This window comes from Croceicoccus ponticola (genome assembly GCF_004004515.1).
GTDB classification, from domain to species: domain Bacteria; phylum Pseudomonadota; class Alphaproteobacteria; order Sphingomonadales; family Sphingomonadaceae; genus Croceicoccus; species Croceicoccus ponticola.
This window is the reverse complement of record NZ_RXOL01000003.1, coordinates 289,830-315,656: the sequence shown is the minus strand read 5'-3', so window position 1 is coordinate 315,656 and position 25,827 is coordinate 289,830. Positions and strand designations below refer to the sequence as shown.

Here is a 25,827-nt window from a genome sequence, read left to right as displayed (position 1 = left end):
GGTTGCCGAAATGGCTTTCAGCGGGCAGTGTCGCGCTGATGACGGACGGGAGCTCGCTACCTGACCTTGTTCCCGGCAAAGGCGGCACGAAATTTTGAATGCTACAGCAAATCAGGGCGACGACGGTTCGGGCGCGGTGATCTCGCAGGTCGGCACACTTGCGCCGCGCGCGCACGACATCCTGCGCATTTTGCTCGGCTGGATCGAGGGCGGAGCGGCGACCGCGCTGGTGACGCTTGTCGGGATCGAGGGCAATTCCTCTCGATCGCCCGGCACGTTGATGGCGGTGGCTGCGGACGGTCGGCATGTCGGGTCGTTTTCTGCCGGTTGCATCGAAACGGCCATCGTTGCGCAGGCGATCGAGGCCATTGCCGAACAGCGTGGCCGGACCGTGCGGTATGGCGTCGGATCGCCCTATATCGATTTGCGGCTGCCATGCGGGGGCGGGATCGACCTGACGTTCACGCCCACTCCCGATGCGGCGGTGATCCGCGCTGCGCTCTCCGCACTTGATCGCCGCGAGACTGCTTCGGTGGCCGTCATGGAAAATGGCATCGCGACAGGCTGCGATCCGACCGGTTACGCGCTGACGCTCGTGCCGCCGCTTCGGGTTCTGGCTTATGGCCAGGGAGAGGATCTTGCCGTGTTCGCGCGACTTGCCTCGTTCTTTGGCGCGGTGGTGGAGGTGGTGTCACCCGACGAATCGCTGCCGGGTGAATTCGGCACTTTGCCGGTCACCGTGCACAGGGTCGAAACGCATCATCGCGCGCCCCGACTTTCGTCGGATCCATGGACGGCCATCGTTTTCCTGTTCCACGACCACGACTGGGAAGGTGCAACCCTTCCCGCCGCACTGGCCATGCCGGCTTTCTATCACGGCGCTATCGGCAGCCGCCGCACACAGCACGCCCGGTTGCGGATGCTGGAGAACATGGCCGTGGACCCAGCGCTGGTCAAAAGGCTGCGGGGCCGGATCGGGTTGATCGCATCGACCCGCGATCCTGCGACGCTGGCGTTATCGATCCTGTCCGAAGTGGTCGCTGCTTATCGTGAGATCGTCGCGACAGGCGCAGCGGCCAATAACGAACCTTGCGCGACATAAGGTCGTGCGATTTGAAGATGTCGCCCTAGTCCTCCTTGCCGCTGGCCGTTCAAGTCGGTTCGGCGGGGGCAAGCTGCTTACCGAGCTTGGCGGGATGCCGCTGGCATTTCACGCCGCGCGCACCTTTGCGGCATTGCCATTTGCGACAAGGGTCGCGGTTTATAGCGACGACACGCCCGACCTTGGATCGTTTGGCTTCGAATGCGTCAAGCTCTCCCCTGCAGATGCGCCGCTCTCACGCTCCATCGCGCAAGGTGTTGCGATTGCGATGCGCGATGATCCGGCGGCGATCATGATCGCGCTGGCCGATATGCCGTTCGTGTCTGCCGCGCACCTTAGCGACATGGTCGCGCAATTCGACGGCGATCGGTTGGCGACATGGGGGGTGGCCACGATGCCGCCCGCGCTGTTCGGGCCACAGCACTTCGGCGCGCTGTCCGCGTTATCCGGCGACAGGGGCGCGGGGGCGCTTTTGCACGATGCGGCGACCATCGCACTGGACCCTGCGTTGGCGATCGATATCGACAGCAAGGACGATCTCGAACGAGCCCGCCAAAGCGTGGAGCGTAAATGGAATGGTGGGCGCGGCAGGGATTGAACCTGCGACCCCACCCGTGTGAAGGGTGTGCTCTACCACTGAGCTACGCGCCCGTCCGCAGACCTTTGCAGAGCGTCAGAATCGCTCCGGTCCGCCAACAGAGGCGCGCCTTTGCCAGAGAGGCACTGGGTTGGCAAGCGGGGCGATTGACAAGCGTGGCAGTGCGTTTAGAGCGCGTTGCATGAGCGAAGACGACATCAAGCCCGTAGAGAACGCCGACACCGCAGCAGAAGTCGCGCCCACGGGCGCCGACGTCCCGCCGGACCGGTTGGCGATTCACCCGCGCAGCCCCTATTTCGATGCGGACAAGCTGGGTCGCGGCATCGGCATACGTTTCAAGGACACGGTCCGCACCAACATCGAGGAATACTGCATTTCCGAAGGTTGGGTGCGCGTTCAGGCCGGCAAGTCGATGGATCGCAAGGGCAACCCGCTGACGATCAAGCTGAACGGCCCGGTCGAAGCCTGGTACGAAGACTTGGGTGACGAACCGCCGGTCGCCAAGGCCTGAATCGGCGGGCCTGACAATCCGGGCTCATTTGCAGATTCACTATCAGGCCGGCAAAAGCTGGTCGCGATGGCGGCGCACGGTCCGCGTAAGCCAGTTGCGGAACGCCTGCACGCGGGCAAGTTGGTGCGTATCCTTGTGCGTAACCAGCCAGAAACTGCCGTTGATGCGGTTTTCCGGCAGCACCGGTTCCAGCGCAGGATCGCGATCTCCGATGAAGCAGGGCAGGACGCCCATGCCCGCGCCCGCCGCGATCAGGCGGTGTTGCGCATTGATGCTCGTCGAACGCAGGCTCGGTTCCAGATCGGGATGTAGCCGGTTGAGATAGCGCAACTCCGGCGCGAACAGCATGTCGGGGACGTAACCCACCAACCGGTGATGCGTTGCAAGGTCGGTAATGGTCTCGGGCTTGCCGTGGGATTGCAGGTATTCGGGCGAGGCATATAGCCGTAGCGAATAGTCCGACAGCTTGCCCGCGATCAGCGGCCCGGCGCGAGGACGCGACAGGACTATGGCGACGTCCGCCTCGCGCTTCGATGGGCTGAGAAAGCCGCTCGACATGGCAAGATCGATGACAAGCCTGGGATGGCCTTCGACGAACTCGGTCAGCTTGTCGGCAACGAACCACGACCCGAAACCTTCGGACAACGACACGCGCAACGTGCCGACCGGGCCTTCGCCTTCGCTGCGACCTTCGTTGATGCGGGCGGCGGCCTGTTCCATCGCCTCCACCTCGGCAAGGATCGCTTCGCCCGCTTCGGTCAGGACCTGACCCTGCCGGGTCTGCTCAAACAACGTGCGGCCCAGTCGGGTTTCCAGCCGTCGCAAACGGCGACCCATGGTGGTGGCATCGACGCCGATCGCATCTGCGGCACGGCTCAACTGGCCGGTCCGCGCGATGGCGAGGAAATCCTGTAGGTCGTTCCAGTTCACGGTTTGCATCGGTTGATCCGGGGTTTCAGAGGTAACTGCATAATTGCAGGTTGAAGATGCAGAATCTATGGTTGTCTGCAATCATCACGAATGCCATCTAAACCGTGTACCGTTGCCGGATATGGTGACGCGTGGGCGTACGACTGCCGCCTTTCTGGCGAAACCGGCCGTAAACCTGCCACCCGCAATGCTTAATCAAAGCGTGTTTTTCGAGGATACTTGCATGGCTACCGCTCTTCAGACCGAACCCAACGACGACGTCGCCGAAATCGCCGCCATGATCGAACGCGGTCGCGTCGCGCAGGCGCAGATCGCCGATTACACGCAAGAGCAGGTGGACAAGCTGATCACTGCGATGGTGTGGGCTGTGGCCAAGCCCGGCGTGGCAGAGGAAATCGCGCAGTTCACCGTCGATGAAACGCAGCTCGGCAATTACGATGGCAAGTACCTCAAGATCGCGCGCAAGACTCGCGCGACGCTGCTGGACATCATCCACGACAAGTCGGTCGGCATCATCGAAGAACTACCCGAGCGCAACATCGTCAAGATCGCCAAGCCGGTCGGCGTGATCGGTGCATTGTCGCCGTCGACCAACCCTGAGGCGACGCCGGTGATCAAGGCGATCAGCGCGGTCAAGGGTCGCAATGCCATCGTCATCGCGCCGCACCCGCGGGCGAAGCTGACCAACAAGAAGATCGTCGACCTGATGCGCGAAGCCATCGTCAAGATGGGTGCGCCCGCCGACCTGGTTCAGGCTATCGAGATTCCTTCGGTCAACAAGACCAACGAACTGATGAAGCAGTGCGACCGCGTGCTTGCCACCGGCGGTTCGGCCATGGTCACCGCCGCCTATTCCAGCGGCACTCCGGCACTGGGCGTCGGTGTCGGCAACGCGGTCATCACCGTGGACGATACCGCCGATCTCGACGACGCGGCGGAAAAGATCCGCATTTCCAAGACGCTGGACAACGCGGCATCGTGTTCGTCGGACAACGCGGTCATCCTGTTCGACGCCATCTATGACGAGATGCTGGCAAAGCTGAAGGGTCAGGGCGGTTACGTCGTGACCGACGAGCAGAAGGCGAAGTTGCAGAACGCGATCTGGGAAGATGGCGAGCACATCAACGCCAAGGTCGTCGCTCAGCCCGCAGAATTCATCGCGGGCTATGCCGGGTTCGAAGTGCCCGAAGGCACGTTGTTCTTTATCGTTCCCGAAACCGGCGCCGGTCCGGACTACAAGTTTTCGGGCGAAAAGATGACCGTCACCATGGCGCTGTACCGTGTCAAGGACATCGATGAGGCGATCGCGCTGACCAACAAGATCCAGGCCTATCAGGGTCAGGGCCATAGCTGCGGCATCTATTCCAATTCCGACGCGAACATCATGAAGCTGGCAGAGGGCACCCGCACCAGCCGTGTCATGGTCAACCAGCCGCAGTCGCCGTCCAATTCGGGCAACCTGTGGAACGGCATGCGCCAGACTTTCTCGCTGGGATGCGGATCGTGGGGCGGCAACGGCACGAACAACAACATCACGTGGCGCGACCTGATCAACGAAACATGGGTTTCGAAGCCGCTGGCCACGCCAAAGACCCTGCCGAGCGACGAAGAGCTTTTCGGCAAGGACATCATGGAAGCCATCTAACCAGCTCCAGTCGCCAAATGGAACGGCCCGCCTAAAGGTGGGCCGTTCACGTTTCGAAAGGGTGCCATGAAGAAGACGTTCCTGATGGTGGGTGTGCTGGCGCTGGGCCTTGGCGCCTGTGGCGACAGCGGTACTCCCGCCCAACGCTCTGGCGACACCGCCGATACGGGCGCACCGATCCCGGTCGAACCCGATGGCGGGATCGGCGACGGGGCGACCCCATTGCCCGAACCGGGCGGGACGACGCCGGTGGGCGACGATAAGGGCATGGACGAGATGGAACCGACCATCCCGTCGGCCCTGCGCGGCCGTTGGGGCATGAACGCCAACGATTGCGATGCTTCTCGCAGCGATGCCAAGGGCTTGCTGACGATCGGCGACCAGACCCTCAAATTCTACGAAAGCGTCGGCACGCTGACTAAAACGGCCGAACGCGATGCCACCCGGCTGCGCGGCACCTTTGCCTTTACCGGCGAAGGGCAGACCTGGCAGCGTGATGTCGTGCTCGACGCGCAGGATGGCAATACCGTGCTGATCCGCCGCGAATACGGGGATGGCGCGGCCCCCGGCCCATTCCGTTATGAAAGGTGCGCATCATGATCCGCCAGCCCCTGCTCGCCGCGCTTGCCGCCGCGCCGTTCCTGCTTTCGGGATGCGTTACCGTGACTACCCCGCCGACGACCCAGGAACCCGTGCGCGTGGGCGCGCAGGGAGAATGCAACGCCTCGCCCGCACAAACGATGCTGGGCATGATCGCCAGCGCCGATGTCGGGGCGCAGCTCCTGTCGGCGACCGGTGCTCGCATTTTGCGCTGGGTGCCGCCGCGCACTGCGGTGACGATGGATTTCCGGCCCGACCGGCTTACCGTTTCATACGATGACGACATGAAGATCGTCCAGATCAGCTGCGGCTGAATCAGAACATGGGAGACACGATGGAAAACCAGTTCGGCCTTAGCGAAGACCAGCTCGCCATTCAGGAAATGGCGCAGCGTTTCACCGCTGACGCGATCACGCCCAACGCGGCGGAATGGGACGAGCACAAGACCTTTCCGCGCGACACCATCAAGCAGGCGGCAGAGCTCGGCTTCGGGTCGATCTACGTGTCGGAGGAATCGGGTGGCATCGGTCTTGGTCGGTTGGACGCAGCGCTGATCATGGAAGCGATGGCCTATGGCTGTCCGTCGACCAGCGCCTTCATATCGATCCACAACATGTCTGCGTGGATGATCGATACATACGGGTCGCAGGACGTGAAGGATCGCTACCTGCCCGATCTCATCACGATGGATCGCATCGCATCATATTGCCTGACAGAACCTTCGTCAGGATCGGACGCGGCGGCGCTGCGGACAAAGGCGGTCGACAAGGGCGACCACTGGGAGGTTTCGGGCTCGAAGCAGTTCATTTCGGGCGGCGGCGAAAACGAGGTTTATGTCACTATGGTCCGCACCGGCGATGACGGGCCCAAAGGCATTTCGTGCGTCGTCATCGAAAAGGACATGCCCGGCGTGTCGTTCGGCGCGCAGGAAAAGAAACTGGGCTGGAATTCGCAGCCGACCGCCGCGCTCAACCTCGACAACGTGAAAGTGCCCAAGGCCAACCTTGTCGGGTCAGATGGGCAGGGTTTCGCGATCGCGATGGCGGGGCTCGACGGCGGGCGGCTTAATATCGGGGCATGTTCCTTGGGCGGGGCGCAACGCGCATTGGACGAGGCGATCGCCTATACCAAGGACCGCAAGCAGTTCGGCAAGGCCATCGCCGATTTCCAGAACACGCAGTTCACGCTGGCCGAAATGGCGGCAGAGCTGGAGGCGGCGCGCGCGTTGCTCTATCTCGCCGCGGTAAAGGTGACGAACGGCGCGGCGGACAAGACGCGCTTTGCCGCCATGGCCAAGATGATCGCGACCGAAACTGGGTCGAAGGTCGTCGACCGCGCGCTGCAGCTCTTCGGCGGCTACGGTTATCTCAAGGAATATCCGATCGAGAAGCTGCTGCGCGATCTGCGTGTGCACTCCATCCTCGAAGGAACGAACCAGATCATGCGCATGATCGTGGGCAGGGACCTCGTACGCTGATGACCGACAACACCCACATTCCCGAAGTCCATGTCCACCGCCACGGTGCGGTCGGGCACCTTTCGCTCAACCGGCCCAAGGCGATCCATTCGCTGACGCTCGCCATGTGCGAGGCGATGATCGCCGCCCTGCTCGAATGGCGCGACGACGATGACGTGAAGGCCGTGATCCTCGACCACGCCGAAGGGCGGGGCTTCTGCGCCGGGGGCGACGTGACGTTACTGCGCCGGTCGGCGCTGGAAGACGAAGGCGCGAGCGGGCGTCACTTCTTCGACGTCGAATACAAATTGAACCACCTGATGTTTACCTATCCCAAGCCGATCGTCGCCTTCATGGACGGCATCACGATGGGCGGCGGCGTAGGGATTTCGCAGCCTGCGAAGTATCGCGTTGCGACCGAAAACACGAAATTCGCCATGCCCGAAACCGGCATCGGCCTGATCTGCGATGTCGGCGGTGGCTGGTACCTGACGCGTCTTGCCGGACGATTGGGCCAGTTCATCGGCCTGACCGGCGCACGGCTGGACGGGTCCGAATGCCTCGCCATCGGCCTTGCCACGCATTATGTGCCGCACGAACGCCTGTCGGAGGTCAAGGCGCGGATCATCTCGCACCCTGACGATATCGAAGGCACGCTGGAGGGGCAGTCATTCGCCCCGCCAGAGGCGCGGATCGCGTCGAACTACGCGATCATCGACCGCCTGTTCGCATCCGATCGGTTCGAGGATATCCTCGCCGGGCTGGAAGCCGACGGTGGCGAATGGGCGGCGAAGGAGTTGAAGACCCTTCGTGGTAAAAGCCCGTCGGCGTGCAAGAACGTGCTCAAACAGCTTGAGCTTGGCGCGGCTTGCAACACTTTTGCCGACAACATGGCGATGGAACTGCGCGGTGCATCGCGCGCGATCAACCGCCACGATTTCGCAGAGGGCGTTCGCGCGCTGCTAGTCGACAAGGACAACAATCCACAGTGGCAACCCGCCACGCCAGAGGGCGTGACCGACGAGATGGTCGAAAGCCTCTTCGCGCCGCTGCCCGCAGATCAGGAATGGAAGCCGCTATGACTTACGAAACGATCCTCACCGAAACGCGCGGCGCGGTAACGCTCATCACGCTGAATCGGCCCAAGTCGCTGAACGCGCTGAATTCGCAGGTTCTGGCCGAACTGACGGATGCTTTCGCGCAGTTCGAAGCGGATGCGTCGCAGCGTTGCGCGGTCCTGACCGGCAGCGGGGACAAGGCCTTTGCCGCAGGCGCGGACATCAAAGAGATGTCGGACAAGCCCCCTGCCGATTTTTACATCGAAGATTTCTTCTCCGGCTGGACTGCCGACATCGTGAAAAAGGTCCGCAAGCCTTGGATTGCCGCAGTAAACGGGTTCGCACTTGGCGGCGGGTGCGAACTGGCCATGATGGCCGACTTCATCCTTGCCGCCGATACGGCAAAGTTCGGCCAGCCGGAAATCAAGCTGGGCGTTGCGCCGGGCATGGGCGGTTCGCAGCGCCTGACCCGTGCGGTGGGCAAGTCGAAGGCCATGGAAATGTGCCTGACGGGCCGGATGATGGACGCCGAAGAAGCGGAACGCAGCGGCCTCGTCGCGCGGATCGTGCCGCTGGCCGATCTGGTCGAGGACGCGATGAAGACCGCAACGACGATCGCCGCAATGCCGCCGCTGGCCGCGATGATGAACAAGGAAATGGTCAATACCGCCTTTGAAACAACGCTCGATCAGGGTCTGATCGCCGAACGCCGCATGTTCCAGGTGCTTACGGCCACCGAGGACAAGGCCGAAGGCATGGCCGCATTCGTCGAAAAGCGCGCAGGGAACTGGAAGGGGCGCTGAGGCGCAGCATTTCTCCCGAATTTGGGGCAAGAGGATTACTGACATGAAAATCGCATTCATCGGCCTTGGCAACATGGGCGGCGGCATGGCCGCAAACCTCGTAAAGGCCGGCCACGAAGTCGCCGCCTTCGACCTTTCCGAAGAGGCTATCGCCCGCGCGAAGGAAAACGGATGTTCCACGTTTGGCACCGTGCGCGAAGCGGTGGAGGGCGCGGACGCGGTCGTCACCATGCTGCCCAACGGCAACATCGTGCGCGCCGTCCTGACCAATGACGTCATCGGCCATGCGCCGAAGGGCGCGCTGCTGCTCGACTGTTCGACCATCGACGTCGCCACCGTCCGCGAAATGATCGAGACGGCGACTGCCGCAGGTTACGAAATGGTCGACGCACCCGTGTCGGGTGGCATCGCGGCTGCCAACAGCGGCAACCTGACGTTCATGGTCGGAGGCAGCGACAGCGCCTTTACCCGCGCCGAACCCGTGCTTCAGCCGATGGCGAAGGCGGTGATCCGCGCTGGCGAGGCCGGCGCCGGACAGGTCGCCAAGATGTGCAACAACATGCTGCTTGCCGCCCATATGGTCGGCACCTGCGAGGCGATGAAGCTGGCCGAACGCAATGGCCTCGACCCGCAGAAATTCTACGAGATCAGCTCGAAATCGACAGGCTACTGCTGGTCGCTCAACGATTATACCCCGGTGCCTAACGTGGGCGCGGCCAGCCCGGCTGACAATGACTACAACGGCGGCTTCGCGGTTGCCCTGATGCTCAAGGACCTGAGGCTCGCCATGGCCGCCGCCGAGGCGAGCGGTGCGAAAGTGCCGCTGGGTCAGAAGGCTACCGAAATTTATGAAAATGCCGACAAGGCGGGTCTTGGCGGCAAGGACTTCGGCGTGATTTTCACGACGCTCTGATTCGCGCGGCCAAGCAAGTCCGATTCGATCATGCACCGCGCGTTTCGCCGGGGATGATCGGACCGGGCCGGGTCGCTACAGCCCGCAAAATGGCATTTTCCTTGCCTTAACGCCGCACAATCGCCACTTGGCGCGGATGCTTCCGCAAGTCGTCATCATCGGTCGCCCCAATGTGGGCAAGTCGACCCTGTTCAACAGGCTCGTCGGCAAGAAGCTCGCGCTGGTCGACGATCAGCCGGGGGTGACGCGCGACCGCCGCATCGGCGATGTCGACCTGCTGGGCCTGCGGTTCAAGATTGTCGACACCGCCGGCTGGGAAGACGAGGACGCCGAAACGCTGCCGGGACGGATGCGCGCGCAGACCGAAGCCGCGCTGGTCGGCGCGGCGGCCGCCATGTTCGTGATCGACAGCCGCGCCGGGCTGACCCCGTTGGACGAAGAGATCGGGCGGTGGTTGCAGCGGTCATCCGTGCCGGTGATCCTCATCGCCAACAAGGCGGAGGGCAAGGCTGGCGATTCGGGCATATTCGAAGCTTATTCGCTGGGCCTTGGCGAACCGGTCGGGTTGAGCGCGGAACACGGCGAGGGCATGGCAGACCTGTTCGACGCCTTGCTGCCGATCATCGAGCCTTTGCAGGTCGAAGAGGAAGTCGTCGAATACGGCGAGGACGAGGACAGACCGCTTGGCCCGATACAACTGGCGATCGTCGGGCGCCCCAACGCGGGCAAGTCCACGCTCATCAACCAGTTATTGCAGGAAAACCGCCTGCTGACCGGCCCAGAAGCCGGGATCACGCGCGATTCGATCGCTGTCGACTGGGTCTGGCACGACCCCAAGCTGGGCGAAGACCGCCCGGTCAGGCTGATCGACACCGCCGGGATGCGCAAGCGGGCCAAGGTGACCGACAAGCTTGAAAAGCTGGCGGTGGCGGATGCGCGTCATGCCGTCGATTTCGCCGAAGTCGTAGTGCTGTTGCTCGACGCCACCAAGGGTCTTGAGCACCAGGACCTGAAGATCGCGGCCCACGTGATCGAAGAAGGCCGCGCGCTTATCGTGGCGATCAACAAATGGGATGTGGCCGAAGATCCCAGCGGCCTGTTCAATGGCATCCGCCATGCTTTGGATGAAGGTTTGGCGCAAGTTAAGGGCGTGCCCATGGTCGCGGTTTCCGCGCGCACGGGCAAGGGGCTCGACGCCCTGTTGAGCGCGGCGTTCGAAACGCGAGATATCTGGAACAAGCGCGTGGCGACCGCTGCGCTGAACCGCTGGTTCGACGATGCGCTGTCCGCCAATCCGCCGCCAGCGCCCGGTGGCAAGCGGATCAAGCTGCGTTATATCACGCAGGCCGGTGTGCGTCCGCCGCGATTTGTCATCTTCGGCACGCGGCTCGACGATCTGCCCGAAAGCTATCGGCGCTATCTCGTCAACGGGATGCGTCGCGATCTCGGTTTCGGCGCGGTGCCTGTGCGCCTGATGCTGCGCAGCCCGAAGAACCCGTTCGCGAAGGATTAGCCGTTGGCTGACGGCCACGACGTGATCGTGCTCGGCGCTGGCGCGGCGGGCCTGATGTGCGCGGCCCGCGCCGGACAGCGCGGCCTTCGGGTGCTACTGCTCGAAGGGTGCGATCAACCCGGCAAGAAAATCCTGATTTCGGGCGGCGGACGGTGCAATTTCACCAATGTCCATACCGCGCCGGACCGCTATCTTTCGGCCAATCCCCATTTCGCGAAGTCGGCACTGGCGCGATATACTCCGCGCGATTTCATCCAGCTTGTCGAAGCGCACGGTATCGCGTGGCATGAAAAGACGCTGGGCCAGTTGTTCTGCGACGGGTCGGCGCGACAGATCGTCGACATGTTGTTGGCCGAATGCGCCAAGGGCAACGTCGAATTGCGCTGCGACGCCGCCATCCGGGCCGTGCGTCATGCGGACGGTGCATTTACCGTTGAAACTGTTGGCGGAGAAGTCAGCGCGCCGAAGCTGGTGCTTGCAACCGGCGGGCCGTCGATCCCGAAGATGGGGGCGACCAGCTTCGCCTATGATCTTGCGCGGCAATTCAGGCTGAAAGTCGTGCAGCCGCGCCCTGCGCTTGTCCCGCTGACGCTGGGCGGAGATGACGTGCTGTTCCGCGAATTGTCGGGCGTCGCTACAGAAGTTGTCGCCTCTGCAGGAAAGGCCCGTTTTCGTGAAGCTGCGCTGTTCACCCACCGCGGACTGTCCGGCCCGGCCATTTTGCAGGCATCGTCCTATTGGCAGCCGGGCGACACGGTCATGATCGACTTTTTGCCCGAATGCACGCCCGACAGGTTCATCGAGGCCAAGGCCGAGAATCCAAGGGCGACGATCCGCTCCGTGCTTTCCGCCGAATTGCCGGACAGGCTGGCCGTCGCATTGGCCGACCGTATCGGAGAACCGAAGACGTTCGCCGATACCAAGGACAAGGCTCTGCGAATGGCGGGAGAGCGGCTGAAGCGCTGGATATTTCATCCCAACGGGACCGAGGGTTTCGCCAAGGCCGAAGTCACCGTCGGAGGTATTGCGACGGCGGATCTGTCGTCAAAGACCTTGGAAGCCAAGACCGTCCCCGGCCTGCACGTCATCGGCGAGGCGGTGGACGTGACCGGCTGGCTTGGCGGGTATAATTTCCAGTGGGCCTGGGCCAGCGCGGTCGCCTGCGCTGCTTCGCTGTGATTGCGCCATTTTTGCGCGCAGAACCTCGGTAATGGACTGAACTTCTGTAAGGTGCGGCCGGTCAGTGCCGCCTTCGTCGGGAAGTCGGTCAATGGCGGCTCAACATGACATTTGCCGTGAGATTTGCTGCAGTTGCGAATTTCGCTCGCATCGCTGGGTTTTACATTTATCAATGCGCCGGACTCGAGGTTCAGGGGCGGGATGAAGTGACTTACAAGCCGTTGTCCGAGCTCGATACACGCACGCGGCACCGTTGGCGCGGTATGGCCTTTGCTCGGATTCAGTCGGGGGCTTATGTTGGACGCTGCGTTTCCGTGGTCGAATTTTCCGAAACGGGATGCCGGGTGCGCGATCACACGATGGCGTGCGAGGAAGGTGACATGTTCCACCTCGTGCTTGAAGATGTCGGCCCGATGGTCGCCGACGTGCGATGGACCTACGGAGCCTTTATCGGCGCCAGTTTTCGGCAGCCGTTGACCGCATTAGTCATGGAACATCTGCACACGCGGTTGGATCAGCCGTTGCAAATGCGCATGGCACAGATGATGAACCGCTAGCAAACCCCTGTCCTGCGGCGATCAATTGCGCTAGCCGATGGGTTAGACATGGCCAGCCTTGCCCCAATTCGCGCGTCTGATCGCCTCTTTCGATTGAATGCGGATCGTTTGATCGGGCGGAGTTTCGTTTGTGCTGCGCCAGCACCATCACCTTCGGGCCGCGCGCCCCACGGGGAACCAGCCAAGACGCCATGACCGAAACACTCGCCATCACGCTTGTTCAGTGCAACCAGATCGTTGGCGATATCCGCGCCAATGCCGATTCGATGCTTGCCGCGCGCGATCGGGCGGCGAAAATGGAAAGCGATCTCGTCGTCTTTCCCGAAATGAACCTGATCGGCTATCCACCAGAAGATCTGGTGCTGAGGCCGGCGCTGATCGAACGCGCGGCAAAAGAGATGGAGCGGCTGGCCAAGGCGACCGAAAGCGACGGACCCGCCATGCTGGTGGGCAGCGTTTTCGTGCGCGATGGTGCGCTGCACAACGGCGTCGCCTTGCTTGACGCCGGACGGATCACCGCCACCCGGTTCAAGCACGAGTTGCCCAATTACGGCACTTTCGACGAAGCACGCCTTTTCGCGCCTGGCGAATTGCCCGATCCGGTGCTGTTCCGCGGCGTGATGCTCGGCCTGCCGATCTGCGAGGATATCTGGCACCCCGCCGTCTGCCGCCATCTGGCGGAGGCTGGCGCGCAGATTTTCGTTTGCGTCAACGGCAGCCCTTATGAAATCGAAAAGGACGTCCTGCGGATAGAGGGCGTCGCCAAGCGCCGCGCGATCGATACCGGCGTGCCCATGGCATATCTCAACCGCGTTGGCGGGCAGGACGAGCTGGCCTTCGATGGTGCGAGTTTCGTCATCAACGGCGACGGTACGCTTGCCGCGCAGTTGCCCGACTGGGAAGAAGTCGAGGTCACCACCCGTTGGGTCAAGGGCAAGAACGGGTGGTCGTGCATCCCGGGCGCGTTGCACCGCCTTTCCGATCACCCCGAGGATATCTATTGCGCGATGGTCGTGGGCTTGCGCGATTATGTCGACAAGAATGGCTTCCCCGGCATTGTCCTGGGCCTGTCGGGCGGGATCGACAGCGCGATCTGCGCCGCAATCGCCGCCGATGCGCTGGGTCCGGATCGCGTCTGGTGCGTCATGCTGCCCAGCCGGTTCACCAGTCAGGAAAGTCTGGATGACGCGGCCGAATGCGCAAAGTTGATCGGATGCCGGCTGTCCACCATTCCGATTCAGCCCGCCATTGCCGGTTTCGACGAGATGCTCGCCGACGACTTTGCCGATATGAATGTCGACATTACCGAGGAAAATCTGCAGTCGCGCATCCGCGGCGTCACCTTGATGGCGCTGTCGAACAAGTTCGGCCCGATGCTGGTGACCACCGGCAACAAGAGCGAGATGAGCGTCGGCTATGCCACGATCTATGGCGACATGTCGGGCGGCTACAATCCGCTGAAAGACGCGTACAAAACCACGGTGTTCCGCGCCGCAGAATGGCGCAACGAGCACAAACCGAAGATCGGCCTCGGCCCCGCAGGCCGCGTGATCCCCCAACGCGTCATCACCAAGCCGCCGAGCGCCGAACTGCGCCCCGATCAAAAGGACGAAGATTCGCTACCGCCGTACGAGGTGCTGGACGGTATCCTGTTGGGCCTTGTCGAGCATGAAAAGAGCGTCGATCAGCTTGTTGGCGAAGGCTTCGATCGTGAAACGGTGACGCGGATCGAACGCTTGCTCCATATTGCCGAATATAAACGGCGTCAGGCACCCCCCGGCGTAAAACTGGGCGCGCGTAATTTCGGGCGCGACCGGCGCTATCCGATCACGCATCGGTTCCGATCCGCGTGATGCGGTGGGCTGCCTTCGCGGCGGCGCTCTTAGTGGCCGGGTGCGACGATGGGGACGCGCCGGGATCGCAGTCTGTCGCCACTTCGGCCCGCGACGAAGTGGTGCACGGAGCAACAGTTTCCGGCAAAGCCGTGATCGCTGGCGCATGGCGGCTGCGCACGGCAGGCGGTGCAGCGGTGCGAAACCGCGAGGCCGTAATTTTGACGGTCGACGACACGATCGTGATGAAAGCGGGCTGTGTCGAACGCGAATGGCACTATCGGGTCGAAGGGGGCAATGTGCTGACGCAGGAGGAGGGCCGCCTGACCTGCCTGCGTCCGTTGACCCCCGCGGAGGAGCAGCTAAGCAACACCGTTGCTCGAGGGTTCGTCGTGATCGAGGGTGATGCCGACGATCAGCACTGGCGCGGCATGGGTGGCGAGGTGACGCTCATCCGCACCGATGCGCCGTGGGTCGAACCGTCGGCGCTGCCCATCCCCGACGACATCCCAATGCCCCCTCCCGCACCACGGATGAGCGAAATTGCGCCACCCCCGCCGCCACCGATACCTCGGCCTGCGCCCGCGTCGCTCATCGGCGAATGGCGGCTGGCAGGTGTGGACGGTAAACCTCTCGTCGGGTCGCGCGGGATAGCGGTCCACATCGGGCGGGACCGGATCGAATTCGACAACTGCCAGCAGATCGCGTGGCGCTATACTTATGCGGCCCCTGCGATCGCGATCCGACGCACGCCTGCCGTCACCATCGACATCGCGCCAAAACCCCTACCCTGCGCCGCGTCCCTGCCGCCGCAGCTTTCGGCGATGGTGCGCGCGATCGATGCCGCGACACGGGTGGAAATGACGCCGGAAAACGGGGTGCGTCTTTCAGGCGAGGCCGGTTCGGTCCTGCTGTTCCGCCAATAGGAACATTTAGCTGAGAACCGGACCCGTAGGGTGCAGGACGGCGGAAAAATCCGCCAGTTCGGGATGTCCTTCCCACGACAGCGGAATGGCCCGCTTGCAAGCTGTGCCGGCATCACTGGTTCGCAATTTCGTCAGAACGTTGCGCGCGGACCATACGTGATCAGGATCGCAGCGCGTGATCCGGGTGCTCATCGATTCCTTGCGGCATTGGGTGCAGCGATGTTCTTCGCGAACATATTCGAACGGGATCGCCGCGGCCTTGTGGCTGGCGACAAAAGCCTGTGCAGGATCGACGACCGTTCGCATCGCCTGTCCCCACGCCCTGCAACACGGGCACCATCGGACCCGAATCGTCCCCACCATCGATGCCTCTCCCGCCCTTTATCAAGGCGGTGTTCCGGCCGCCCCGCCGCCGCCACTATGCTGCGCAGCATCGCCTGCCGCAAGCCATATTCATCTGGCGTTAACCGTCGCGCCGACGAGGGCAACGCCACAAGCCCCTTTTCACCGTGCCAGCGGTGGCTATAGCGGCGCGATGACCATCATCACCCGTTTCGCCCCTTCGCCGACCGGTCGGCTGCATGTCGGCAACATTCGCACGGCGTTGCACAACTTTCTGCTCGCAAAGTCCGCGGGCGGGCGGTTCATGCTGCGCATCGACGACACCGATGCCGAACGTTCTCAGGAGGAATATGTCGACGCGATCCGCCGCGATCTCGGATGGCTTAGCCTGACGTCCGATGCGGAAGAACGGCAGTCGGCGCGGTTGGCGTTTTATGAAGAAGCATTCGAAAAGCTTCAGCAATCGAACCGCGTCTATCGCTGTTACGAAACCTCGCAGGAGCTTGAGCTTCGGCGCAAGGTTTTGTTGGGCCGGGGACTGCCGCCGATTTACGACCGTGCCGCGCTGTCGCTTACAGAAGCCGACCATGCCGAAAAAGCGGCTCAGGGCATCGCGCCGCATTGGCGTTTCCTGATCGACCGGGATGAGCCGATCGCATGGGAAGACGGCGTTCGCGGGCCGCAGAAGTTCGAGGGCGACCGCCTGTCCGACCCGGTGATCCGCCGTGCCGACGGATCGTGGCTTTATATGTTGCCCAGCGCGGTCGACGATATCGCGATGGGCATCACCGATGTCCTGCGCGGCGAGGATCACGTTTCGAACACCGCGGTCCAGTTACAGATGTTCACCGCGATGGGAGCGATCCCGCCGCGTTTTGCGCACGAGGCGCTGTTGATCGGGAGCGAGGGGAAACTGTCTAAGCGGCTCGGTTCGCTGGGCGTCGATGCCTTTCGCGAACAGGGGCTGGAGCCGATGGCGATCAATTCGCTGCTGGCGCGGATCGGAACGTCGCAGCCCATCGTCGCGGAAACTTCGCTGGCTGTGCTGGCAGAAGGTTTCGATTTGTCCACGTTCGGTCGAGCTCCGGCCCGGTTCGACGATGCGGAACTGCTCCGCCTCAATGCCCAGATCGTGCATGCGATGGACTATGCCGAGGTTCGCGGGATCTTGCCCGAGGGGATGGACGAAGCCGCGTGGCTGGCGGTGCGGCCCAACCTTGAGAAGGTGAGCGAGGCGCTCGAGTGGTGGACCGTTATTGCCGGCGAAGTTGCCGTGCCGGAAATGGCGGAAGAAGACCGCGCATTTCTGGCCGATGCCGCCACGGTTGCCGACGAATTGGATTGGGACGGGAAGGAAGAAGGCGGCGCGTGGAAGACGCTGACTGGCGCGCTGAAGGATCGGACGGGGCGCAAGGGCAAGACGTTGTTTATGCCGCTGCGGCTGGCGTTGACGGGGATGGATCACGGACCGGACATGAGCGTCCTGTTGCCATTGATCGGGCGCGAACGGGCCGTCGCGCGGTTGCGATCTGCGGTCTGAGTTCGCCAGCCTGAATTTACGGGCCGGGTAACAAAGGCGACACCCTGTCACCCGGCGCCGATGTCCCGAAACCCGCGCATATCCGCCGATAACGGCGTCATCGAGGCGGGTGACGCCGTGCGGGCGCAAAACAGTTGGTTATCGACGAAATGAAAGAGCCGCGCGCATCGTGACGCGCTGCGGCCCTGTAGGAAAATCATTTTTATCGGCGCGGTGCACGGCACACCTGCCGCCGGCGCATCAGCGGCGCGGGATCGAGCATGTCTCCCGCGCCGCTGAAGGCTCCAGGCTCCAGGTTCCAGGTTCCGGATACCCGGTCACCGCTCGCCGATCATTGGGCCCCGATGCGGTAGAGGATCTGCACGCGGCCGCCTGCGTCGGGACTGCCGTCGGAAAAGCCGGTGTAGCCATAACCCTGTAGCAACAGGGCGGGGCTGACCTTGTAGGTGGCCGATGCCGTCGCTTCGCTGCGTTCAGGGGAAGTGTCGAGAGCGCCTTCGCGCCAATCGTAATCGAGGCCCAGCGTCAGCTGCGGCCCCGCCTTGGCATAGATGCCCGCGCCTGCCTGCCACACGTCCTGCAAGGGATAGAGGCTGTTCGAGCCGTTGAAGCGGCGTCCTCCGCGCAACGCCGCTGAAACGCCGCCGAAGCTGTGCAGCAGTTCGCCCTCTGCGGTGTAATCGGTGGTGCCGGTGCCGAGGAATTTCGATTTCGAAGCGGTCGGCAGCTTTACCTTGCCGATGACGTCGAACCAGGTCGCATCGCCGATGGGCAGGGTATAGCCCGCCGCCAGATTCACGTCGCCAAGGCCGCTGCGCGTGTCGGTGACCACGTCGCCTGCACCGCCACCGTTGCCGGTGGTGACGCCGCCTTCGCCGGGAATGACGCCTTCGGGGCCCTTGATCCGCACCCACGGCGCCGATGCGCGAAACCAGACGTTGTCGCCCTTGTATTTCACGCCGACCGGCACGGCCAGCATCGTGGTATCGGCGACATCGCCATAGTCGCCGGTGGAATAGTCGGCGCCAACGCTGAACTGCCAGTATTCGTCGGCGCTTGCCGGCGCTGCGGCCAGCACGATGGCGAGCGAGCCGGCTGTCGCCAGTCGCGTCAGCACGGTGTTCCGTACTTTCATGTCGATTGATCCCTCATGCAATTTTTTTGTTTTCAAACATGCGGGGCGCGGCAGTCCCATGACTGTCGCGCCCCGTTGGTCATGAACCCGCGCCGTTGGCCTCAGGGGCGGCCGGCATTCTCGGGCTTTTCGGGGCGTTCCGGCTTTTCCGGACGCTCCGCCTTTTCCGGACGTTCGGCCTTTTCGGGCCGCTCCGCACGGGCGGGCCGCTCGGCCTTTTCGGGGCGGAAGTGGTCGACGGTCGTCTTGGTGTTGCCGTCCAGATCGGTCGTCTTGGTCACGGTGTTGATATTGCCGCTGGGCGTGGTGACCGTATGGGTCGACTGCGTGCCGACGACGTTCATGATCGGATCGCCAGTCGTTTCGTCGAACAGCGGTTCGCCGGTTTCGGGGTCGGTCGCCTGTTCTAGCAAGTCGCCCTGCGCGCGAACGACCTGAGCGCCGTTGCCGCCTGCGGTCGGTTCGATCGGGGTGTCGCCGTCTTCGACGTCAACGTCGGGAGTTTCGGTTTCGGGCGTTTCATCCTGCGCATAGGCAGTGACGGCCGATACGGCCAGAAGCGCCGAAGCGCCCGCAAGTAAAATCTTCTTCATGATGTCTCCATCCTCCCGCGCAAATGCATGCAAAGCCGGTGTTATCCGCTGCGCTTACCGTTCCTTTGCGTGGCCGGATTAATGTCAAATTAAGGCGTGCGGCTAACCCGGCATTCACCATGAGACATGGCGACGAACCGTGTCGCAAAGGCCGCCGGGCGACCGTCGAGAGCCGGGCGGGCGGTCAGCCGACGGTCGCGATCACGGCGCCACGACCGGCACCGCTTCGACGATTTCGCCGCCGATCGCCCCGCCATAGGTCGCCAGTTCCTTGACCTCCATGTCGAAACAATGCGGCCCGGCGGGATGTTCGGAAAAAGCCGAAGTGGCGTAATAGGTCGTGTAGGGACCTGTTTCGGCCATCAGTTCTTCCGCTGTTCGCGCCCGGCGGAATGTCGTGCACAGGCGATAGCGCCTGTCGCCCACGACTTCGTAGCGGTAGGGCACGCCCGTTTCCGGATCGCGCGGGAACCGCACATGCTGGAACCGCGCCACGATGGCGAGCGATTCCGGCAGGCTTTCGTAAGCGCGGAAATAGGTGACGATCGCGTTGTCGATCTGCGCCAGCGCGGTTTCCCGCGCGCGATCCGCCTGACGCTTCCGCTCGGTCCCGGGCGAGGCGAAGTTGCCGAACGCGGTCAGGACTGCCGCTGCCGATACGATGGTCAGGATGGCCAGCGTGGCGATCCGCACCCGCGATGCATGGCGCGCGACGAAATGCTCGTCGCTCGTCATTTCGTGCAGATATCGGCCAAGCACCAGCATCCCCAGTCCCGCCACGACCCCGCATTTCAGCAGGACCCGCGCGTCGAGTTCGCCATTGAGCCAGTACGAAACGAGGAAGCTGGCATCCGACAGCAGCACGAATGCCGTGAAGTAGAGCGTGAGATAAGTGACCTTGCGCCGGACGGACGAGCCGCCTTGCCCGGGATCGGATCGCTTCAGCACTTCGATGCGGTGGTCGAGCAACAGGTATGCGGGCAGGAAGACGACGACGCTTGCGACGCCCGACCGCAACTTTGCCTCAACGCCGCCGGCAAGGGCGTAATAGATGTCGCCGTAATAATCCGCAGGGTCGGGCAGGGCCAGGTTGACGAGCTGGAACAGGATCGTGCCCAGCCCCATGATCGTGACGTACAGGCACGAGAACACCGAAAGGTAGTAGAACAACTCTCGCGCCGTGGGCGAGATCGACGGGCGCGGCACGGCGATGCGCAGGTCGCTGACCGCAAAGGCGTCGATCGCCGACTTGACCTCCGCCGGCCGCCAGCCTGCGCTTTCCAGCGCCGATCGGATGCGATCGCGGCCGATGCCGGACGCAAGGGACTTCTGCACGAAATCGGTAAGGATGGACCAAGCCATGACATCCCTCTCCCATCGAAAGGTTATCGACCCGCTTAGTCCCCGGCCGCAAGCTAAAGCATTGGCAGGTCCGGCGCAATGACGGCTAGGCGGCCGCCTCTTCGGTTGCCTCCACCGCTTCGAGCAGTTTCTTTTCCAGCGACCGCAGGCGGCTTTCGCTAGTGATCTTGTCGCCCAGCAGGTCGGTGACATAGAACGTGTCGGCCGCGCGTTCGCCGTAATTGGTGATGTGGGCCGAATTCACCAGCGTCTTGGATTCGAACAATGCGCGCGACAACCTGTTGAGCAGGGCCGGGCGGTCGCGGGCGTTGACTTCGACCACGGTGTACCGGTTCGAAGCCTCGTTATCGAAATTGACCCGCGGCCGTACGTCGAAGGCGTGGGCACGGCTGCGCGCGGTGGGGCGGGCGGCCAGTTGGGGCACCAGCTTTACCTTGTTGGCCAGCGCATCCTCGATCCCCTTGACCAGCCGGCCCAGCTGTCCGTCTTCGTAGAACGGGCGACCCAGCGGGTCCTGCACCAGGAAGTTATCGACGGCCAGGCCGTTGCGCGTCGTGTGGATGCGCGCATCGATGATGTTGCCGCCGGCAAGGTGGATGGCGCCGCAGATTCGGCTGAACAGGCCCGGATGGTCGGCGGCCATCGCCGTCACCAGCGTTGCGCCGCGCGCCGCGTAATACTGCGTGTTGATGGCGAGCGGGTTTCCACCCATCGCCTTCATCTGGCGAAGGTTGGAGGCGATCACGTCCTCCGGCTCCGCGATCCAGTACGATGGCTGCATCGCCGATGCGAACCGGTCGACCAGGTCCGCATCTTCGCCCAAAAGATCGGCGACCAGCGCCTTTTTCATTTCGATGCGGGTGTCGCGTCCATGAACCTTGTGGCCCAGCCGCATACGTTCTTCGGCCGCGTAATACAGGTCGGAAAGAAGCTGACCTTTCCAGCTGTTCCACACGCCGGGGCCGACCGCGCCGATGTCGACCACGGTAAGGATCACCAGCTGGCGAAGGCGTTCGACCGATTGCACGACTTCCACGAAATCGAGGATCGTCTTGGGGTCGGACAAGTCGCGCTTGAACGCGGTGGCGCTCATCAACAAGTGGTGCTGCACCAGCCACGCGACCAGCTCGGTCTCGTCGCCGCTCAGACCGATGCGCGGGCCGACCTTGCGGGCCAGGTCGGCCCCCAGCACCGAATGGTCGCCGCCGCGCCCCTTGGCGATGTCGTGCATCAGCGTGGCCACATAGAGCGCGCGGCGATATTTCAGCTTGGGGATCAGTTCGCTGCACAGCGGGTGCGTTTCGGCCAGTTCCCCGCTTTCGATCTGGCCCAGCGTGCCGATGGCGCGGATCGTATGTTCGTCGACGGTATAGTGGTGGTACATGTCGAACTGCATCTGGGCGACGACGCGGCCGAATTCGGGCATGATGCGCCCGAAAACCCCAGCCTCGTTCATCCAGCGCAGGGCCAGTTCGGGATTGTCCTCGCTCGCCACCAGATCAAGGAAGATCGCGTTCGCCTTGGGGTCGTTGCGCACCTCGCGGTCGATCAGCACGGCATCGCGGTCGGCCTTGCGCATCGCTTCGGGGTGGACCTCGAGCCCTTCCTTGTTGGCCAGCGCGAAGATTTCGATCAGCCGCGTGGGGTCTTTCTGAAAAAACGTGTCGCTGGGCACGTTGATCCGGCCGCCGGTGATTTCAAACCCCTTGACCGTCCGCTTGCGCCCGCGAAACCGGGACAGCAGCTTGGTCGACGCCTTTTGCGCGAACTGTTCGTCAAGCTGGGCAAGGAACACGCCGGTCAGGCTGCCGACGCGCCGCGCCTGCAGGAAATAGAACCGCATGAAGCGTTCGACCGCGCTCTTGCCCGGGCGGTCGACGAAATTCATCCGTTCCGACACTTCGCGTTGCAGGTCGAAGGTCAGGCGATCTTCCTCTCGCCCGGTGATCATGTGCATGTGGCAGCGCACGGCGAGGAAGAAGTTTTCGGCCCGGCGGAACGCGCGATATTCGGCCTGCGACAACAGCCCGGCGTTCACCAGTTCGGCGGCGCTGCGCACGCGGTGGATGTACTTGCCGATCCAGTACAGCGTGTGCAGGTCGCGCAGGCCGCCCTTGCCCTCCTTTACGTTGGGTTCGACGACATAGCGCGAATCGCCCATGCGTTTGTGCCGCGCGTCGCGTTCTTCCAGTTTGTCGGCGATGAACTGGCGCTCGGTGCCCTTGACCACGTCCTTCCAGAACCGGTCACGCACCTGATCGTACAGTACCTGATCGCCCCACAGGAACCGCGCTTCGAGCAGGGCGGTGCGTATGGTCAGGTCCTGCCGGGCCATGCGGACCATGTCATCGAGAGTGCGGCTGGAGTGCCCGACTTTCAACGACAGGTCCCACAGGTAATAGAGCATCGCCTCGATCACCTGTTCGCACCACGCGGTGTTCTTCATCGGCGTGATAAAGGCGATGTCGACGTCCGACTGCGGGGCCATTTCCTCGCGCCCGTAACCGCCCACGGCAAGGATGGTCAGCCGCTCCCCGCTCGACCGGTTGGCCAGCGGATAGACGTGGGTGATGACATGATCGTGGATGATGCGGACAAGCTGGTCGATCAGGAACGACTGCGCGGCGGCGGCCTTGTGCCCAGCGGACGGTTCTTCGGCCAGACGGGCGGCGATTTCGGCGCGCCCTTCGTCCAGCGCCGTGCGCAGCAGGGCGACGATCGGCTTGCGGTCGAACTTGTCCATCGCTGCGACGCGCGCATCGAGTTCGGCGACGACGCGCCGCCGGTCGATGATCGCGCGCTGGTTCGAAATGCGGGGCGTGGCCAAATCGGGTCCTTCCTTGAGCGGGCAACTGGTCACCGGTAGCAGGGGGTACCAGTAGTTGGGGGCAGTCGCGCCGCTTCGCTCGTTTGCCAACCCTATATCGGTGCGGCGGCGAGCAAGGGAAGAGCGATCGTTCGCGCGTGTGACGATGGCGGCCCACATCGGGGCGCCAGCCCGCAACCCGCCAGCCCGCTCCTCGTCAGCCAGCCCACAGCCCGCAAGCCCCCTACCATCGACGCACGCCTTGTGCCAAAAGCGCGCCAGACGCGCGGGGCCACAGCCCCGGTGCCCCGAAATCAAGGAAGCGCTGACTTTGCTAGACCTGCTCGCCGTCGCGGCCCAGACGGCCCCCGAACCGATCCACTGGGCGGATCTTGGCCTGCGGCCCGGCATCGACCTCGGCTTCTTCACCCTGCGATACTATTCGCTCGCCTATCTGGCAGGTATCGTCCTTGCTTATCTGCACCTGACGAAGATGCTGAAACAGCCCGGCGCGCCGATGGCGCAGCGCCATGCCGAAGACCTGTTCTTCTGGTGCACGCTGGGCATCATCATCGGCGGGCGGCTGGGCTACGCGACGTTTTACGAACCGTCGCTGTGGGCCAATCCGGGGCAGCTGGTGCAACTGTGGAACGGCGGCATGAGCTTCCACGGCGGGCTGATCGGCGTAACGCTGGCGATCGCGTGGGTCTGTTTCCGGGGCAAGCTGAACTTCATCCGGGTGTGCGATTATATCTCGGTGAATGTCGGGTTCGGCATGTTCCTCGGCCGCATCGCGAATTTCATCAACGGCGAACTTTGGGGCCGTGCGTCGGACGTGCCGTGGGCGATGGTGTTCCCGCGCGGCGGACCGATGGCGCGCCATCCCAGCCAGCTTTACGAAGCCGTGCTCGAAGGGCTGGTCATGTCCATCGTCATGCTCTCGCTGTTCTGGCTGACCCGCGCGCGCTATCGCCCGGGCCTGCTGGTCGGCGTGTTCGGTGCGGGGATCGCGATGGGCCGGTTCACGGTCGAATTCTTCCGCGAACCCGATGAACAGCTGGCCGAATTCGCGCTGGCGACCGGGCTTTCGATGGGACAGTGGCTGACCTTGCCGATGATCGCCATCGGGCTGGGCCTTGCCATCTGGGCGCTGACTCGCCCTGCCATTGGGCAAAAGGCGGGCGGTCAGGCAACAGGCGGCAATCAAAGCGCTCCGGATACGGTCTGAGTGTGCCGCTAAGGGACCTGACAGATCATTTCCTCCGGCTGATTCGCGCGAGCGGGCCGATCCCGCTCGCGCAATACATGGCAGAGGCCAACGCCCATTATTACAGCGCGCGCGATCCGCTGGGCGCGGCGGGCGATTTCGTCACCGCGCCTGAAATCAGCCAGATGTTCGGCGAAATGATCGGCGGCTGGCTGGCCGACCTGCGCGGCAGGGCCAGATCGGCGGGCGGCGCGGGCGCACGCGACGCCATTTACGTGGAACTCGGCCCCGGTCGCGGCACGCTGGCGCGCGATTCGCTGCGCGTGCTGGAACGCGCCGGGCACCGGCCCGACGTGCATCTCGTCGAGGGATCGCCGGCCCTGCGCAAAGAGCAGGCGCGGTTTTTGCCCGATGCCACGTTCCACGACGATATCTCGACCCTGCCCGAGGATCGCCCGCTGTTGGTGGTCGCCAACGAATTCTTCGACGCCCTGCCGCTGCGGCAGATGGTGCGCACCGCCAATGGCTGGCGCGAACGGATGGTGGGGATCGAAGCAGACCGGCTCGTCCCGGTCGTCGGCGACAGGCCGATGGATGCTGCCGTGCCCGCACATCTTGTGCAAGTTGCGGACGGCGCGATTCTCGAAACCTGTCCGGCGGCCAGCGCGATCATGCACGCCGTGTCGGAACGGGTCGCAACGCAAGGCGGGGCGATTCTCGCCATCGATTACGGATTCGCGGACCTGCGCCACGGTTCGACGTTTCAGGCAGTTGCGCGCCACGAACGCGCAGATCCTTTCGTCGCGCCCGGCACGGCAGACCTGACGGCGCATGTCGATTTCGGCGCTCTGATACAGGCTGCGGCCCGCGCCGGGCTGCGCACACAGGGGCCGGCGGGGCAGGGCGAATTCCTCATGGCACTGGGTATCGGGCACCGCGCGGCGGCGCTGGCACGGGCGAATCCGGCGCAAGCCGAAGCCATTCTCGCAGCGCTACGGCGACTCGTCGCGCCAGAGGAGATGGGCACGCTTTTTCGCGTAATTTGCGCCCGCGCCCCGGCATGGCCCGAAAGTGCGGGGTTCGCAGTTGCGGAAACAGGGTAAAATGCCTGTTGGAAATTTGGCCCAGCGTGTCTATGAGGCGCGCCAAGACGGGTCCTGCACGGGGCGAGTTGCCCGTGCGTGTGAAACGCATCGATCCGGGGGGCAGACCTGCCGGA

The 25,827-nt window shown here is 63.4% G+C and carries 24 protein-coding genes and 1 tRNA gene; 18 read left to right on the top strand and 7 right to left on the bottom strand.

Annotated elements, in window-relative coordinates; all coding sequences use genetic code 11:
* The first annotated feature begins 94 nt into the window (after positions 1–94).
* Both EKN06_RS09505 and EKN06_RS09500 read left to right on the top strand, forming a co-directional pair.
* Positions 95–1,102 carry an XdhC family protein gene (locus tag EKN06_RS09505; protein ID WP_240654722.1) on the top strand — a complete coding sequence of 336 codons (1,008 nt, stop codon included), beginning with the start codon at positions 95–97 and terminating at the stop codon, positions 1,100–1,102.
* Positions 1,103–1,106: 4 nt separating this feature from the next.
* The gene (locus tag EKN06_RS09500) at positions 1,107–1,700 is read left to right on the top strand and encodes a nucleotidyltransferase family protein (RefSeq protein ID WP_164844015.1); all 594 of its coding nucleotides are present in this window, start codon (positions 1,107–1,109) and stop codon (positions 1,698–1,700) included.
* Here EKN06_RS09500 and EKN06_RS09495 read toward each other — a convergent pair.
* Positions 1,679–1,753 (bottom strand) — tRNA-Val (locus EKN06_RS09495). The genes EKN06_RS09500 and EKN06_RS09495 overlap by 22 nt on opposite strands.
* A 128-nt stretch (positions 1,754–1,881) precedes the next feature.
* On the opposite strand from EKN06_RS09495, the gene EKN06_RS09490 reads away from it, so the two are divergent.
* Positions 1,882–2,211, top strand: coding sequence for a DUF3297 family protein (locus EKN06_RS09490; RefSeq protein WP_127612647.1), 330 nt, complete (start codon positions 1,882–1,884; stop codon positions 2,209–2,211).
* A gap of 42 nt (positions 2,212–2,253) precedes the next feature.
* Here EKN06_RS09490 and EKN06_RS09485 read toward each other — a convergent pair whose 3' ends face one another.
* A complete protein-coding gene (locus EKN06_RS09485) occupies positions 2,254–3,150 on the bottom strand; it encodes a LysR family transcriptional regulator (RefSeq protein WP_127612646.1) in 897 nt (298 codons plus the stop codon).
* A gap of 214 nt (positions 3,151–3,364) precedes the next feature.
* Here EKN06_RS09485 and EKN06_RS09480 point away from each other — a divergent pair, with 214 nt between their 5' ends.
* From EKN06_RS09480 to EKN06_RS09425, 12 genes are all read left to right on the top strand, one after another.
* Positions 3,365–4,786, top strand: a complete 1,422-nt coding sequence (locus tag EKN06_RS09480) for an aldehyde dehydrogenase family protein (protein WP_127612645.1) — start codon at positions 3,365–3,367, stop codon at positions 4,784–4,786.
* Positions 4,787–4,852: 66 nt separating this feature from the next.
* Positions 4,853–5,386 (top strand): hypothetical protein, encoded by a 534-nt coding sequence (locus tag EKN06_RS09475; RefSeq protein ID WP_127612644.1) that lies wholly within the window; start codon positions 4,853–4,855, stop codon positions 5,384–5,386.
* Positions 5,383–5,700: an I78 family peptidase inhibitor gene (locus tag EKN06_RS09470; RefSeq protein WP_127612643.1), complete on the top strand. Its 318-nt coding sequence runs from the start codon at positions 5,383–5,385 to the stop codon at positions 5,698–5,700. The genes EKN06_RS09475 and EKN06_RS09470 overlap by 4 nt, the downstream gene beginning before the upstream one ends.
* A 20-nt stretch (positions 5,701–5,720) precedes the next feature.
* Positions 5,721–6,863 (top strand): acyl-CoA dehydrogenase family protein, encoded by a 1,143-nt coding sequence (locus EKN06_RS09465; protein WP_127612642.1) that lies wholly within the window; start codon positions 5,721–5,723, stop codon positions 6,861–6,863.
* A complete protein-coding gene (locus tag EKN06_RS09460) occupies positions 6,863–7,924 on the top strand; it encodes an enoyl-CoA hydratase/isomerase family protein (RefSeq protein ID WP_127612641.1) in 1,062 nt (353 codons plus the stop codon). The genes EKN06_RS09465 and EKN06_RS09460 overlap by 1 nt, the downstream gene beginning before the upstream one ends.
* On the top strand, positions 7,921–8,703 hold the full coding sequence (locus EKN06_RS09455) for an enoyl-CoA hydratase-related protein (RefSeq protein ID WP_127612640.1): 783 nt from the start codon (positions 7,921–7,923) through the stop codon (positions 8,701–8,703). The genes EKN06_RS09460 and EKN06_RS09455 overlap by 4 nt, the downstream gene beginning before the upstream one ends.
* Before the next feature lie 19 nt (positions 8,704–8,722).
* Entirely contained in the window at positions 8,723–9,616 is an 894-nt protein-coding gene (gene mmsB, locus EKN06_RS09450) for a 3-hydroxyisobutyrate dehydrogenase (RefSeq protein ID WP_276317281.1), read from the top strand.
* Between the two features lie 136 nt (positions 9,617–9,752).
* Positions 9,753–11,129 (top strand): ribosome biogenesis GTPase Der, encoded by a 1,377-nt coding sequence (gene der / locus EKN06_RS09445; RefSeq protein ID WP_127612737.1) that lies wholly within the window; start codon positions 9,753–9,755, stop codon positions 11,127–11,129.
* Between the two features lie 3 nt (positions 11,130–11,132).
* On the top strand, positions 11,133–12,308 hold the full coding sequence (locus EKN06_RS09440) for a BaiN/RdsA family NAD(P)/FAD-dependent oxidoreductase (protein WP_127612638.1): 1,176 nt from the start codon (positions 11,133–11,135) through the stop codon (positions 12,306–12,308).
* Between the two features lie 314 nt (positions 12,309–12,622).
* Positions 12,623–12,865, top strand: a complete 243-nt coding sequence (locus EKN06_RS09435) for a hypothetical protein (protein WP_127612637.1) — start codon at positions 12,623–12,625, stop codon at positions 12,863–12,865.
* 191 nt (positions 12,866–13,056) lie between these two features.
* Complete coding sequence (locus tag EKN06_RS09430) at positions 13,057–14,718, top strand: NAD+ synthase (protein ID WP_127612636.1); 1,662 nt, start codon at positions 13,057–13,059, stop codon at positions 14,716–14,718.
* Positions 14,718–15,623: a hypothetical protein gene (locus EKN06_RS09425; RefSeq protein WP_127612635.1), complete on the top strand. Its 906-nt coding sequence runs from the start codon at positions 14,718–14,720 to the stop codon at positions 15,621–15,623. The genes EKN06_RS09430 and EKN06_RS09425 overlap by 1 nt, the downstream gene beginning before the upstream one ends.
* Before the next feature lie 6 nt (positions 15,624–15,629).
* Here EKN06_RS09425 and EKN06_RS09420 read toward each other — a convergent pair whose 3' ends face one another.
* Positions 15,630–15,929: a hypothetical protein gene (locus tag EKN06_RS09420; RefSeq protein WP_127612634.1), complete on the bottom strand. Its 300-nt coding sequence runs from the start codon at positions 15,927–15,929 to the stop codon at positions 15,630–15,632.
* A gap of 229 nt (positions 15,930–16,158) precedes the next feature.
* On the opposite strand from EKN06_RS09420, the gene gltX reads away from it, so the two are divergent.
* Positions 16,159–17,505, top strand: a complete 1,347-nt coding sequence (gltX, locus tag EKN06_RS09415; protein WP_127612633.1) for a glutamate--tRNA ligase — start codon at positions 16,159–16,161, stop codon at positions 17,503–17,505.
* Between the two features lie 331 nt (positions 17,506–17,836).
* On the opposite strand, the gene EKN06_RS09410 is transcribed toward gltX, so the two are convergent.
* From EKN06_RS09410 to EKN06_RS09395, 4 genes are all read right to left on the bottom strand, one after another.
* On the bottom strand, positions 17,837–18,640 hold the full coding sequence (locus EKN06_RS09410; RefSeq protein ID WP_127612632.1) for a hypothetical protein: 804 nt from the start codon (positions 18,638–18,640) through the stop codon (positions 17,837–17,839).
* Between the two features lie 101 nt (positions 18,641–18,741).
* The gene (locus tag EKN06_RS09405) at positions 18,742–19,233 is read right to left on the bottom strand and encodes a hypothetical protein (protein WP_127612631.1); all 492 of its coding nucleotides are present in this window, start codon (positions 19,231–19,233) and stop codon (positions 18,742–18,744) included.
* Between the two features lie 201 nt (positions 19,234–19,434).
* Positions 19,435–20,595 (bottom strand): DUF5671 domain-containing protein, encoded by a 1,161-nt coding sequence (locus EKN06_RS09400; protein WP_127612630.1) that lies wholly within the window; start codon positions 20,593–20,595, stop codon positions 19,435–19,437.
* An 85-nt stretch (positions 20,596–20,680) separates the two neighbouring features.
* A complete protein-coding gene (locus EKN06_RS09395; protein WP_127612629.1) occupies positions 20,681–23,422 on the bottom strand; it encodes a [protein-PII] uridylyltransferase in 2,742 nt (913 codons plus the stop codon).
* A 304-nt stretch (positions 23,423–23,726) separates the two neighbouring features.
* Between EKN06_RS09395 and lgt the strand changes: the two genes are divergently transcribed.
* Together lgt and EKN06_RS09385 are read left to right on the top strand one after the other, a co-directional pair.
* A complete protein-coding gene (gene lgt / locus EKN06_RS09390) occupies positions 23,727–24,629 on the top strand; it encodes a prolipoprotein diacylglyceryl transferase (protein WP_127612736.1) in 903 nt (300 codons plus the stop codon).
* Positions 24,630–24,706: 77 nt separating this feature from the next.
* Entirely contained in the window at positions 24,707–25,711 is a 1,005-nt protein-coding gene (locus tag EKN06_RS09385; protein WP_127612628.1) for a class I SAM-dependent methyltransferase, read from the top strand.
* The last annotated feature ends 116 nt before the right edge of the window (positions 25,712–25,827 follow it).

Excerpts from the sequence above, each read along its gene's own strand:
- EKN06_RS09430 (WP_127612636.1), top strand. The coding sequence starts at position 13,057 with ATGACCGAAACACTCGCCATCACGCTTGTTCAGTGCAACCAGATCGTT.
- EKN06_RS09475 (WP_127612644.1), top strand. The coding sequence starts at position 4,853 with ATGAAGAAGACGTTCCTGATGGTGGGTGTGCTGGCGCTGGGCCTTGGC.
- EKN06_RS09420 (WP_127612634.1), bottom strand. The coding sequence starts at position 15,929 with ATGCGAACGGTCGTCGATCCTGCACAGGCTTTTGTCGCCAGCCACAAG.
- EKN06_RS09455 (WP_127612640.1), top strand. The coding sequence starts at position 7,921 with ATGACTTACGAAACGATCCTCACCGAAACGCGCGGCGCGGTAACGCTC.
- EKN06_RS09485 (WP_127612646.1), bottom strand. The coding sequence starts at position 3,150 with ATGCAAACCGTGAACTGGAACGACCTACAGGATTTCCTCGCCATCGCG.
- EKN06_RS09490 (WP_127612647.1), top strand. The coding sequence starts at position 1,882 with ATGAGCGAAGACGACATCAAGCCCGTAGAGAACGCCGACACCGCAGCA.
- EKN06_RS09480 (WP_127612645.1), top strand. The coding sequence starts at position 3,365 with ATGGCTACCGCTCTTCAGACCGAACCCAACGACGACGTCGCCGAAATC.
- EKN06_RS09385 (WP_127612628.1), top strand. The coding sequence starts at position 24,707 with ATGGCAGAGGCCAACGCCCATTATTACAGCGCGCGCGATCCGCTGGGC.
- EKN06_RS09400 (WP_127612630.1), bottom strand. The coding sequence starts at position 20,595 with ATGGCTTGGTCCATCCTTACCGATTTCGTGCAGAAGTCCCTTGCGTCC.
- EKN06_RS09470 (WP_127612643.1), top strand. The coding sequence starts at position 5,383 with ATGATCCGCCAGCCCCTGCTCGCCGCGCTTGCCGCCGCGCCGTTCCTG.
- der (WP_127612737.1), top strand. The coding sequence starts at position 9,753 with ATGCTTCCGCAAGTCGTCATCATCGGTCGCCCCAATGTGGGCAAGTCG.
- EKN06_RS09405 (WP_127612631.1), bottom strand. The coding sequence starts at position 19,233 with ATGAAGAAGATTTTACTTGCGGGCGCTTCGGCGCTTCTGGCCGTATCG.
- gltX (WP_127612633.1), top strand. The coding sequence starts at position 16,159 with ATGACCATCATCACCCGTTTCGCCCCTTCGCCGACCGGTCGGCTGCAT.
- EKN06_RS09410 (WP_127612632.1), bottom strand. The coding sequence starts at position 18,640 with ATGAAAGTACGGAACACCGTGCTGACGCGACTGGCGACAGCCGGCTCG.
- EKN06_RS09460 (WP_127612641.1), top strand. The coding sequence starts at position 6,863 with ATGACCGACAACACCCACATTCCCGAAGTCCATGTCCACCGCCACGGT.
- EKN06_RS09425 (WP_127612635.1), top strand. The coding sequence starts at position 14,718 with ATGCGGTGGGCTGCCTTCGCGGCGGCGCTCTTAGTGGCCGGGTGCGAC.
- EKN06_RS09465 (WP_127612642.1), top strand. The coding sequence starts at position 5,721 with ATGGAAAACCAGTTCGGCCTTAGCGAAGACCAGCTCGCCATTCAGGAA.